The sequence below is a fragment of the Nostoc sp. genome (assembly GCF_036917415.1).
Lineage (GTDB): Bacteria > Cyanobacteriota > Cyanobacteriia > Cyanobacteriales > Nostocaceae > Nostoc.
The window spans coordinates 1-11,474 of sequence record NZ_JBALDJ010000013.1 but is presented as its reverse complement, the minus strand read 5'-3'; the positions used below and the strand labels follow the sequence as shown (position 1 = coordinate 11,474).

Below are 11,474 nucleotides of genomic sequence, written 5' to 3'. Positions count from 1 at the left end.
CATCTGCAAAAGCTATTCCACCTTGAACATTCTCATTTTCAAGAACGGTTTCTACATGAGAGAGATCGTTGATAATCATGATTTTACTTTCCTAAAAATTAGTAAGGTCAACTTGTTTGTTGTCGTGCCACTACAACTTGTTTTTTAGTGACATACAAACAATAGCACTATTAGAATTAGATGAATAGTAGTTTTACGTAAATTTTCTTTTAAAAAATAAAAAACATTATACTATCAAGTTATTTACAGTATTTAGCATTTATAAATTGTTTAAAAAAGTACTTTGCTATGTATTATCAAGTTACTTACAACATTTAGTATTTAAACATCGTTTGAAAAGTGTTTCGATATGAGTTTAGGCACTTTTAATCTCCCTAACCCCCAAGGCTGTTTTACTCAATCTATTAAGGATATTGTCAACAACATAGGCAATAAATTTGGGGAAGTTAGTAATTGGAAAATTACTATCTCAAAGAGTCAATTTCAGTGCGTTGGCGAAACCTTCCTGGAGGCATCACCATCTTCTTGTGCAATCAGATTTTTTATTTACCTGATTTTTTTGCTTGAAACGCCTGTAAATCAGCACCTTTTAGGCAATGAAACAGCCTTGTCCTAACCCGTCAGGGGTGTTTCATGGACTTCATTGATATCAGTCAACTTAAGCTAAAACTCGTTTAAAATCTCGTGCCTCCCATTAGGCATTCCTAGTCTCCGACAGGGAGCGAGATAATCTGCTAAAAGCTTTAACCTTAAGTTGACGCCAATGCAATGCCTTGCGCCCCTACAAATCTAGAAATAATTTGGGATAATTTATTTTTTGCAAGTCCCTAAAAAAGAAAGATAGTAAGATTCAAAGCCTCTTTTCTTTTAAGAGAGATGTTGTAAATAGGTCTAAAGATAGATTGACAATATATTTGTTCGTTGAATGTATCCTGTCTTCATAGCAAACTGGTTATAATTATTTTCCATCTCCTTCGGAAATGAAATTCTCATTTACACAGTATTTATATGGGACGTGTTCGTTCTAAATCTGACCTACCTACAAAAATCTGTCCGGTATGTCAACGTCCTTTCACATGGCGTAAAAAGTGGCAAGATTGCTGGGACGATGTGAAATATTGCTCAGAACGTTGTCGTCGTCGCCGTTCTGAAGCTCAAAATGAAACCAACCGCAATACAGACGCAAATAGCGCAAGAGATTAATGGAGTTACAGGTGCAACCTAAATTAATTATTCATGGAGGGGCTGGTAGTTCTCTCCACGGTAAAGGCGGATTAGAGGCGGTGCGCCGATCGCTGCATACAGTAATAGAAGAAGTTTATTCTCTGCTATTGTCAGGAGCAACTGCCTCAGAGGCGGTGGTGCAGGGTTGCCAAATGCTCGAAGACAACCCCCGCTTTAATGCTGGTACTGGTTCAGTATTGCAATCTGATGGACAAATTCGTATGAGTGCTTCCCTGATGGATGGTGCATCAGGGCGGTTTAGTGGTGTGATTAATATCTCGCGGGTGAAAAATCCGATTGATTTAGCGCAATTTTTACAAAGCTCGCCAGACCGAGTGCTATCAGATTTCGGATCGGCTGAGTTGGCGCGGGAAATGCAAATTCCCAGCTATAACGCTTTAACTGATTTGCGGTTACAAGAGTGGATACAAGAGCGCCAGGATAATTTTAAAAGCACAATGGCTGGCGTGGTAGCAGAACCCGAACTGCTAGAAACTAGCAATGCCGGACGCGGTACTATCGGTGTAGTAGCTTTAGATGCATCTGGTAAGCTAGCTGCTGGCACTTCTACTGGTGGTAAAGGATTTGAGCGGATTGGCAGGGTAAGTGATTCGGCGATGCCAGCAGGTAATTATGCTACTAGTAATGCTGGTGTTAGCTGTACTGGCATTGGCGAAGATATCATCGATGAGTGTTTAGCTGCACGGATTGTAGTGCGTGTCACTGATGGGATGTCACTGAAGGAGGCCATGCAGCGATCCTTTGCGGAAGCCCATGAGAACAAACGCGATTTGGGAGCGATCGCCTTAGATGCTAGTGGAGCGATCGCTTGGGGAAAAACTAGCGAAATCTTACTCGCTGCCTACCACAATGGCGAAAAAATTGGCGACACCTTGGAATGGACTGGCAACGAACTGATCGGCTATTGTTGAATCAGTTTCAGCGCTTCGGCTAAAGTTTCTTGCTGGTCAACCATTGCGGCTAATTCTTGGGCTTCATAACGCCCCTCAAAAGCTTCTAGCGCCGCTCGTTTCAGTGCCACTTGATATCCTTGTTCCAGAATATCCATTAATTCTGCCTGATTCAAGTAAAAACCACCGGATTTGCGGCGCTTATTTATTTTGTTGATTTCACGTACTGTATTTTCTATCGAAACATCCCAAGAGCGAGTAGAACGTTTTTCGGCTTTTTGTTTAATTAAATGGATGAGCAGAATTACACTATAACTATCAATTTTATTGATTTTGTCACCGAGGCTCATTTCTTCTAACTCATCCACCAACAGCAGCGCCTCATGAATTTTGCCTTGTTTTAGAAGTTGCCTAAGTTCTAGCAGTTCTTCCATCTTCTGTAATTAGTCGATCTTGGACTTCAGAGGAGTCAGCTGTCTCAAAAAATAATTCCAATGCCTCAAGCAACTTATTGCCTGCTTCTTCAATAGTGTCACCTTGGCTAGCAATATCTAATTCTGCACAAAGTGATACATAGCTCTTTTCCTGATGCTCAATAATCGCGGTAAGTTGTTTTGTTTTCCTCATCTTTTACCTTTAGTTTAATCAGCTAATCTGATGATTTAATTATCGCTTTATTGGCTCTTCTTGCGCCAAGTAGGTTTCACCACCTGACGACTACGGGCAATTACCAGAGAATCATCAGGTACATCTTCTGTCACAGTAGAACCAGCTGCGATATAGACATCATCTCCCAAAGTGAGTGGAGCCACTAAAACGCTATTGGCCCCAGTTTTTGTCCGATCGCCTATTTTTGTGCGATGTTTCTTCACGCCGTCATAGTTGGCAGTAATTGTACCAGCACCAATATTCACCTGATTGCCGACAACAGTATCGCCTATATATGACAAATGTGCTGCATTGGTGCGATCGCCTAATTGCGTATTTTTCAATTCCACAAAATTCCCCACACGGCAACCAGCACCCACCTGTACCTGACCGCGCAAATGAGTATAAGGGCCAATTCGGCTTCCGGCCTCCACGGTGCTATTTATGACTACTGAATATTGCACTGTGACATTTTCACTTAACTGACTATTTTCAATTAAACTCCCAGGCCCGATGTGACTTCCGGTTTGAATTACCGTATTTCCCCGCAGATGAGTTTGCGGTTCAATAATTACATCCGGCTGTAATTCCACTGTTTCATCAATGGTGATGCTTGTGGGGTCGATGAGGGTGACACCCGCCAGCATCCATTTTTCCTTGACTCGTTTTTGCAAAATTTCGGATGCTGTTGCTAGTTGCAAGCGATCGTTGATGCCAAGAATTTCTTGGTAATCTTCCACATCCACTGCCATTACTTGGCCCACCTGAGTCACGGCATCGGTAAGATAGTATTCTTTTTGGGCATTATTTGCCTGGAGGTGGGGAAGCACCTTTGCCAAATCTGGCCAGCGAAAGCAATAAACTCCAGCGTTAATCCGCTGATTTTGTCTTTGAGCAGCCGTACAATCCTTGTGTTCGACCATTTGCTGCACAATATTTTCATCGTTACAAAAAACCCGCCCGTAGCCTGTGGGGTCAGGTAGGTGCGAGGTGAGAATAGTGGCAGAGTTTTGATTTCGGGTGTGAGTTTGTAACATCTGCTTAAGAGTTTCGCTGCGTATTAACGGTAAATCGCCGTTAAGTACCAGTAAATCTCCAGTGTAATTTTCCAAGTGAGGAAGTAATTGCTGGATAGCATGACCCGTCCCCAATTGCACAGTCTGTTCGACAAACTCCAAACTGGGAATTGAATGCATGGCGGCTTGCACTTCCTCAAATTGATATCCCACAATTACGATTCGCCGTGAGGGCGAAAGTGGTTCTACACTTTCGAGAACTCTCTCTACTAGCGATCGCCCACCCAAAGAATGTAAAACCTTGGGTAAGCGTGATTTCATCCGTGTGCCGCGGCCTGCCGCTAGAATTGCTACAACTACCATAATTAGCTATCAGCTATCAGTGAAATTGTGATTAATGCTGTTGGTACTTTAAAATCTCGGCTCAAATCATACCAGCTAATTATAGAAGACTGAAAATATCAAAGGAGTCACGTCGCTTCGCTCCGAATTCAAAATTCAAAATTCAAAATTCAAAATTAATGATCCCCATAAATAAATTTAGGGGCTTGTAATAAGGACTTGGTATTTCTCGCGCTTTGCGTCTCGAAATACATTTTTTTGCTTCTCCATAAATAAATTCAGGGGCTTGTATCCTCTGCGTTTTCGGTCAGAATTTAGGAGTTGGTATAATTTCACTCCTCAAAACCAGAGATTCTCATAATACCAATTAGCGTTCATTACAGCAGCTACAAATCATTACTCCCTACTGCCCACTCTTCCCTTTTTGCTGACAAGAGCAAATAAACTCTGTAAACTGCTGCATTAGTTTGGGATTACGCCAACCGGAATCAGCTTCTTCTTGCATCACTAAAAGGGCTTCTGCTGAGGTAAAAGCTCTTTTGTAAGGTCGTTCGCTGGTTAGGGCATCGTAAATATCAATTAACTGAAATACTTGCGCTAGGTAAGGAATATCATCCCCCTTGAGTCGATCGGGGTAGCCTGAGCCATCCCAACGTTCGTGGTGATGACGAATAATCGGAATTACACCGCGCATACTCCGTAGTGGTTGGCAGATTTTTTCTCCAATCAAAACGTGCTGCTGCATAATTTGCCAATCTTCGGGGGTGAGTTTGCCTTTTTTTAGCAGCACAGCATCGGGAATACCCACCTTACCGATATCGTGGAGATAACCACCCCACATCAAATCTCGAATTTGATAGCGTGAGAGGTTGAGGTATTCACCAAAAACTTGTCCCAGTTTTACTAGACGTTCGCAATGGTTGCCTGTATTGGGATCGCGGCTTTCAATGGACATGGCAATAGAAAACAGTACTTGTTCGGCATGGTCTAAATCTTCGTTCAGACGCTTCTGCCGCACCAAGGACTTTACACGCGCCGCTAGTTCCACCCGATCGAAGGGTTTGGTGAGAAAATCATCTGCCCCAACTTCAATTCCCCGAATGCGCGATCGCCTATCATTTAACGCTGTAATAAAAATTACTGGGATTAACCTAGTCTGCTCATCCTGTTTAAGCAATTGGCACACTTCAAATCCATCCATTCCTGGCATCATTACATCCAGCAAAATCAAATCTGGTTGTTTTTGAGTTACCAATCCAACAACAATAGAACCACTGTCCGCCTCAATTACTTCGTATCCTTCCATCCCCAAGAGGGCAACAGCAGTCATCCGACTGGCGGCATGATCGTCAACTACTAAAACCTTCGGCGGATCTAAATCAAACCCATTCACTTTAGAACCTTTGGCTTGTAGTGTTTTAGAGACCAATGAATCATCACCACAATTAACATCAGATTTTATCCAAGAAGACATTGCTTGCCTATCTTCAAGCATAAGGTCTTCTTGAGATAAGCCTAAAGAATAACCCTCCACATTTTGCAATTCCACGGCATGATTTGAACCGATACTCTTCACTGTGCTAATGGGGTTTGACCCATTAACAATTTTTTCTGTAAAGCCTGTATGGTTGGATTTCCATTGAATCACAAAGGCACTCCAAGTTTTTGCACAAGTTAGTTAACAGTGTCAGATTTTAAAAACAAATTTAAGATTCGACTGTATCTGAGTCAGAGTTTCGATATGGATTATGCATGATGCCAAGCTGCCGCTCGGAATTTTTCGCAGCATATATTTTTTATGTTACGAACAAGGTGGATCTTGTTGTCAAATTTTTTGCTTCTAATTCCAGTATGATAAATTCTCACAAATGTTAAATCAGGTTTTTTACGGAGATTTTTTCGGCTTGTGGCGTCAGAAAGCGTTATAATTGACTCCTTTATATCGAGATATCGGATTTTGAGTTTCAAGTCTTTATTTATAGTAATCATTAGATATAAATGTTTTTACTCAGTTATAGCAATACTACAGTACTGTTAAATAGTATGTAATATTGAATACTAACATATAGATAAGCTATTTGGCTTGTAAAAACTCGTTGAATTAGGCTTGCAGTCCATAGGTGTAGCATATTGTATGATTTTGCAATCAAACTACAAACTAGTTTCCATAAGATCCCTACCTTGTGTTCCCAATAGCCACCTTTTTCGCCAATGGGAGGCAGGTTCCAGGCAAGAGGTTTGTTGCTCTTGTTGTCGCCGCCTGACTATGACTTCGGTTGAATCGCTCAATTGAGGATCGCGATAGGGAATAGCAGCACGAGTTAGCAAGTGTTCTTTTTCAACTTCTGAGAGGGTAGTGAGTGGGGAGTGGTGTTTAGACTCAGCATTTTTAGAATGTGTTGCCACGGTACCAGGCGATTGCCTTCCTACGGGTGGGGTAGAAGATATCACCAAGCCAGCAGACAAAAGTGCTGTGCGTACAGCAGCAGCACAAGAATAGGTGGTTAATAAACCATCTGGATGTAAGCACAATGACAGCTGTTTAATAAATTCAACAGTCCATAATTGAGGACACTGTGGTGGTGAAAAGGGATCGAGGAAAATTGCATCTGCCCAGAAACCCAACTGACGTACTAGCGTTATCGTAGTTCTAGCATCGCCAATTAATAGCTTCGCTTTCAGGCAAGGTGTTTGTACTTGATGCTCAAAAGCTAGCTTTTTTAAAATTTCAATATAGTTACAGTTCCAATTGTCGAACAAATGATGAGCGATCGCCGCTTGTGGCACTGCTGGATTTAGTTCTAAACCGATTACTTCAACACAACAACTAGGATTCACTGTCCAAATTGTTTGCAAAGCAGCAGCCGTGTTATATCCTAGACCATAACAAATATCTAATAGTCGCAAGATCGGTTTTTGCCCTGCTGTAGCCAGTTGAGTAGGTTCCACAAACTTGCAAAAACTCTCCTGCTGCGCTCCATAATGGCTGTGAAACGATTCACCAAACTCTTGAGAGACAAAGGTGAAAGAACCATCTGCTGTTAACTTAGGTGTAAAATTTTCTAAGTTTGACATCTTAACAAAAAAACTAAATAATGACCGATACCTTTTATTAATACTGAGTAACAAATACAACTTATTTATTTAGTATTAGGCAAAGAGGAACTGTTTTACCCAATGCCCCATGCCCTATGCCCAATCCTCAATTTATTGTTTCGCCAGCTTGGCTGTTTGAACATCTAGAAGATCCGCAAGTCGTTATTGTGGATTGTCGCTTTTCTTTAGCCGATCCACAATTAGGACAAGAACAGTATCAAAAAAGTCATATACAGGGGTCATATTACTTAGATTTAAATCAGGATCTTTCCAGTCCAGTGGGTAAGCATGGCGGGAGACATCCTTTACCTAACCCTAATGATATAGCTAACAAATTGGCGATGATTGGGGTAAATTACCAAAAAAGTTTAGTTGTCGCTTATGATGATTCGCGTTTTGCCTTTGCAGCTCGTCTATGGTGGCTGTTGCGCTATCTAGGACATGAGCAAGTAGCAGTACTGGATGGCGGGTTTGCTGGATGGCAAAAAGCTGGGTATTCTGTTACAGATGTTATTCCTCCTCCCCGAATGGGTACGTTTGTCGCTCAAGTACAAACAGAAAAGGTAGTAGATATTACAGCGGTAAAAAGCCGGAAAGATAACTACGAGGTAGCATTAGTAGATTCAAGAGAGAGCGATCGCTACCGAGGCGAACGAGAGCCAATCGATCGAATTGCCGGACACATTCCCGGTGCAGTCAACTATCCCTGGCAAGAAGTTACAGACTCTTCCGGCTACCTACTTCCTCAAGAAGAACAACGCCGTCGGTGGGAAAAGCTAGAAACAGCCGAAGAAATATTGGTATATTGCGGTTCTGGCGTTACTGCTTGTGTGAATTTACTTTCCTTAGAATTAGCTAGTATTAGCAAGGGTAAACTTTATGCTGGTAGCTGGAGTGATTGGATTTCTTATTTATAGTCATTGGTCATTGGTCATTAGTCATTAGTGATTAGATATCTGTAGAAATTAGGTTCTAACCTAGACAGGATAAGGATTTGACATTATTTTTTGAAAATGACAAATGACAAATGACAAATAACAAATGACAAATGACAAATGACAAATGACAAATGACAAATGACAAATGACAAATGACAAATGACAAATGACAAATGACAAATTTCAAAACCTACCTAATTGCAAACTGTAATTAATACTGAAAAACCAGCCATCAAAATCAATGTTTTCGGCGGTTGAACTACCTAAACTTACTCCACCCTGCACATTCATATTAATGGTGTCGGATATTTGGTAATTTAAGTGTCCGAATAGCCGATAAAATTCGTCTTCTCGATCGCGCTGTGTAAAGTCTGATAAACTCATTTGGTAGTCAATACCAACCTGGAGAGGCTTTTGCAAGTAGTAGTTCAGAGACACCCAAAAGGAATTGATTATCCGATTACGACTTTGGGGGTCGGCAAAATTTACACTCAATTCGTAGAAGCTATCTAGGGTTAATCTTGAAGTTAAGGGATCTCGGCGTCCCAAAGACAGTTGTAGGGAATTTTCATTTAAAAAGCGATCGCCTGCTTTGAAGCTATCGAAGCGATCGCTGCTGTTGGCATAAAATAACTGTTGATTGCTCCAACTGATTTCTCCAAACATTCGTTGGGATAGCTGGTGGTAAATACTGAGATTGAGTCTCACCTGGTTGTAATGATATTCTGACTGATTTATATAACGAATCAGATTGCCATCAATTGAGCCATTTACAAAAGTCTTAGATCCCAAAGGAAAATATGTAGAGGCTAGTGTCAGTCCAGAAATAATTAAACCATCTTCTATGGGACTATAATTTGAGGAAAAAATGTTACTCGTTTGGAAATAACCGACACGTCCTTGTAGATAGCCGATAGGTTTAAATTTAGGTACGGGTTGTTCTGTCGGTGGTGGTAGCTGTTGTTCTAGAGGTCGTAACCGCACCCGTAACCCCAATTCGCGATCGCTATTAGATTCAAGCGGTTGTTTTGGCGATCGTAGCAGTTCTATCAACCTCTCTCGCCTTTGGGAATACTCTATCTCAGGTAAATTTAATAGTTGCTCTTTTGAGTCTGAAGGAGATATGGGCAAATTACTTGGCTGCGATTCTAGCTGTGGCGGGTCATTTTGCTTTTGAGTATCTATAGGTTCTTCGGTTTGATCTGGGGTTTGAGTCGTTTCTGGTGTTTGCTGTGCCAGATTTAACGGCATTGGAGAATCTAAAGTATGTGACTCACTTGACAGCTTGCACAAAGAGTTAATTGCCTTTTGCTCCAACTTATGACATAACTGCTCATGAGTTAGCTGTATAGTTGCTAAATGATTAGGATGCCAAACATCTGTAATTGCAGATTCTGCCGCATCTACTCTAATGCAACACCAACCTCCACCACTGGACGTTAACAAAATACAAAAAAACAAATTTTTCCAGTTCTTGAGTCGCATCTGGTTAGATCGCATTGATTGCGTTTGGCAAATGTAGACCCACAAGCTGTATCGGAAGTTCCGACTACAAAGATACAGTTGATTGCATCTATTTTAGCTTTGTAGGTATATACTGAAACTACAAACTAAAATTGCTGCTTTTCGGATTTTTCCCAGATTTTTTTGTCAAACTGAGATGCTCCGATAACAATTGCTGCTTAAATTTAGTGAAATACAGCCAGTGGGTAATTTCACAACAAATTCTTAGCAAGTTATTGTCCCCTATAATTAATGACCCTCTGGCTGAACTGATTATAAAGGATTATATGTAATGTATTTATCATTTAATTATTTATATCAAATACTAACTTTTAAATCTGCTACAAACTTTATTGCATACAATTTCAGTTTCGGAAGGAAAACTTAAATCAACTAAAATACATATAGTAATCCAATTTGATTCATGAACTTGCTTGCATAGATAAGGAACAGGTGGATACGAAAAAAGATAATAGATGTGTACTGAGTTTTTTCAAAAATAAAATATGAGACATTTATTTTACTTATTATCTCTTTTATGCATTAAATCTAAATTAAAATTCAAACTAATTTACTTAAAAAAACTCTTACAACAATTAGCATTAGCTTAAACTTTAATTTTTATGATACTAGTTGAAAGTCAAAATTTATCAAACCATGTTTTATAAATCATTTCCATTATTGGTGATTGGTTTATGGGGAGTTATAGTACTGCCTCTGCCAAATCGGGTAAGCGCTACAACTCCTCTAACGCGAGCAGAGATTCAGAACCTCCGCAACATTGTACAACTGATACCCAAAGATAAATTGAAGAAACGTCCTGCACGCAAATTAGATGCAATGACCCCTGGGGACGGGTTGTCAACTGGTCGAGCTTCCCTAGCAGATTTGCGTTTTAATGATGGCTCTTTGGCACGAGTTGGAGAACAGGCATTATTTCAATTTTTGCCGAAGACTCGTGATTTTAAACTGACAAACGGGACTGTGTTGTTGCTCATCCCACCAGGAAAGGGGCAAACACGTATACAAACACCAAATGCAGCAGCAGCAATTCGTGGTTCAGCATTATTTGTACGCTACGACCAACAAACAGACACCACGATTGTGGGTGCGCTGACAAATAGCGGCATTTCAGTTTCTAACAAGAAAGCTTCTGAAACTCAGGTGTTGAAAGCAGGGCAAATGGTGATTATAGTTAAAGGCGAATTTCAGAGGTTATATGATTTTGATCTAAGAAATTTTTATGAAACGAGCCAGATGGTTCGGGAACTTGATTTGAACAGGCAGAGTCCTGTGCCTACAGCCGATCCTGCAATCACCAGTGTTCAAGCCGAAACTGCTGCGGCTTTGGAAGCACAGCCACCAATAAAAGGCGAGGAAATGCAGCTAACTCGTCCTAATAGCCCAACAGAACCAACACCTGTAACCCCAACAGAACCAACACCTGTAACCCCAACAGAACCAACACCTGTAACCTCAACAGAACTAACACCTGTAACCTCAACAGAACCAACACCCATAACGCCAACAGATCCAACGCCCGTAACACCTGTAACACCAACACCTGTAACCTCAACAGAACCAACACCCATAACGCCAACAGATCCAACGCCCGTAACACCCGTAACACCCGTAACACCCGTAACTCCAACACCTGTAACCTCAACAGAACCAACACCCATAACGCCAACAGATCCAACGCCCGTAACACCCGTAACACCCGTAACTCCAACACCTGTAACCTCAACAGAACCAACACCCATAACGCCAACAGATCCAACGCCCGTAACACCCGT

The 11,474-nt window shown here is 41.1% G+C and carries 10 protein-coding genes; 4 read left to right on the top strand and 6 right to left on the bottom strand.

The window, feature by feature from the left end:
- Nucleotides 1–1,008 precede the first annotated feature (1,008 nt).
- Entirely contained in the window at nucleotides 1,009–1,203 is a 195-nt protein-coding gene (locus V7K41_RS01800; protein WP_094350216.1) for a DUF2256 domain-containing protein, read from the top strand.
- Nucleotides 1,203–2,156 carry an isoaspartyl peptidase/L-asparaginase gene (locus V7K41_RS01795; protein WP_334845450.1) on the top strand — a complete coding sequence of 318 codons (954 nt, stop codon included), beginning with the start codon at nucleotides 1,203–1,205 and terminating at the stop codon, nucleotides 2,154–2,156. The genes V7K41_RS01800 and V7K41_RS01795 overlap by 1 nt, the downstream gene beginning before the upstream one ends.
- On the opposite strand, the gene V7K41_RS01790 is transcribed toward V7K41_RS01795, so the two are convergent.
- The 5 genes from V7K41_RS01790 to V7K41_RS01770 all read right to left on the bottom strand — a co-directional run bounded on the left by V7K41_RS01790 (nucleotide 2,147) and on the right by V7K41_RS01770 (nucleotide 7,216).
- Nucleotides 2,147–2,569, bottom strand: a complete 423-nt coding sequence (locus tag V7K41_RS01790; RefSeq protein WP_334845449.1) for a DUF29 family protein — start codon at nucleotides 2,567–2,569, stop codon at nucleotides 2,147–2,149. The genes V7K41_RS01795 and V7K41_RS01790 overlap by 10 nt on opposite strands.
- Nucleotides 2,547–2,762 carry a type II toxin-antitoxin system HicB family antitoxin gene (locus tag V7K41_RS01785; RefSeq protein WP_334845448.1) on the bottom strand — a complete coding sequence of 72 codons (216 nt, stop codon included), beginning with the start codon at nucleotides 2,760–2,762 and terminating at the stop codon, nucleotides 2,547–2,549. Before V7K41_RS01785 ends, V7K41_RS01790 begins: the two co-directional genes overlap by 23 nt.
- A 47-nt stretch (nucleotides 2,763–2,809) precedes the next feature.
- The gene (glmU, locus tag V7K41_RS01780) at nucleotides 2,810–4,162 is read right to left on the bottom strand and encodes a bifunctional UDP-N-acetylglucosamine diphosphorylase/glucosamine-1-phosphate N-acetyltransferase GlmU (RefSeq protein WP_334845447.1); all 1,353 of its coding nucleotides are present in this window, start codon (nucleotides 4,160–4,162) and stop codon (nucleotides 2,810–2,812) included.
- 382 nt (nucleotides 4,163–4,544) lie between these two features.
- Nucleotides 4,545–5,789, bottom strand: coding sequence for a response regulator (locus V7K41_RS01775; protein WP_334845446.1), 1,245 nt, complete (start codon nucleotides 5,787–5,789; stop codon nucleotides 4,545–4,547).
- A 503-nt stretch (nucleotides 5,790–6,292) separates the two neighbouring features.
- Nucleotides 6,293–7,216 carry a tRNA (5-methylaminomethyl-2-thiouridine)(34)-methyltransferase MnmD gene (locus tag V7K41_RS01770; protein WP_334845445.1) on the bottom strand — a complete coding sequence of 308 codons (924 nt, stop codon included), beginning with the start codon at nucleotides 7,214–7,216 and terminating at the stop codon, nucleotides 6,293–6,295.
- Nucleotides 7,217–7,332: 116 nt separating this feature from the next.
- On the opposite strand from V7K41_RS01770, the gene V7K41_RS01765 reads away from it, so the two are divergent.
- Nucleotides 7,333–8,154, top strand: a complete 822-nt coding sequence (locus V7K41_RS01765) for a sulfurtransferase (protein ID WP_334845444.1) — start codon at nucleotides 7,333–7,335, stop codon at nucleotides 8,152–8,154.
- Between the two features lie 204 nt (nucleotides 8,155–8,358).
- On the opposite strand, the gene V7K41_RS01760 is transcribed toward V7K41_RS01765, so the two are convergent.
- Complete coding sequence (locus tag V7K41_RS01760; RefSeq protein WP_334845451.1) at nucleotides 8,359–9,660, bottom strand: hypothetical protein; 1,302 nt, start codon at nucleotides 9,658–9,660, stop codon at nucleotides 8,359–8,361.
- 675 nt (nucleotides 9,661–10,335) lie between these two features.
- Here V7K41_RS01760 and V7K41_RS01755 point away from each other — a divergent pair.
- Nucleotides 10,336–11,474, top strand: a 1,139-nt coding sequence (locus V7K41_RS01755) for a FecR family protein (protein ID WP_334845443.1), incomplete at its 3' end; no start/stop codon positions are given.

Excerpts from the sequence above, each read along its gene's own strand:
- V7K41_RS01770 (WP_334845445.1), bottom strand. The coding sequence starts at position 7,216 with ATGTCAAACTTAGAAAATTTTACACCTAAGTTAACAGCAGATGGTTCT.
- V7K41_RS01785 (WP_334845448.1), bottom strand. The coding sequence starts at position 2,762 with ATGAGGAAAACAAAACAACTTACCGCGATTATTGAGCATCAGGAAAAG.
- V7K41_RS01800 (WP_094350216.1), top strand. The coding sequence starts at position 1,009 with ATGGGACGTGTTCGTTCTAAATCTGACCTACCTACAAAAATCTGTCCG.
- glmU (WP_334845447.1), bottom strand. The coding sequence starts at position 4,162 with ATGGTAGTTGTAGCAATTCTAGCGGCAGGCCGCGGCACACGGATGAAA.
- V7K41_RS01790 (WP_334845449.1), bottom strand. The coding sequence starts at position 2,569 with ATGGAAGAACTGCTAGAACTTAGGCAACTTCTAAAACAAGGCAAAATT.
- V7K41_RS01795 (WP_334845450.1), top strand. The coding sequence starts at position 1,203 with ATGGAGTTACAGGTGCAACCTAAATTAATTATTCATGGAGGGGCTGGT.
- V7K41_RS01765 (WP_334845444.1), top strand. The coding sequence starts at position 7,333 with ATGCCCAATCCTCAATTTATTGTTTCGCCAGCTTGGCTGTTTGAACAT.
- V7K41_RS01760 (WP_334845451.1), bottom strand. The coding sequence starts at position 9,660 with ATGCGACTCAAGAACTGGAAAAATTTGTTTTTTTGTATTTTGTTAACG.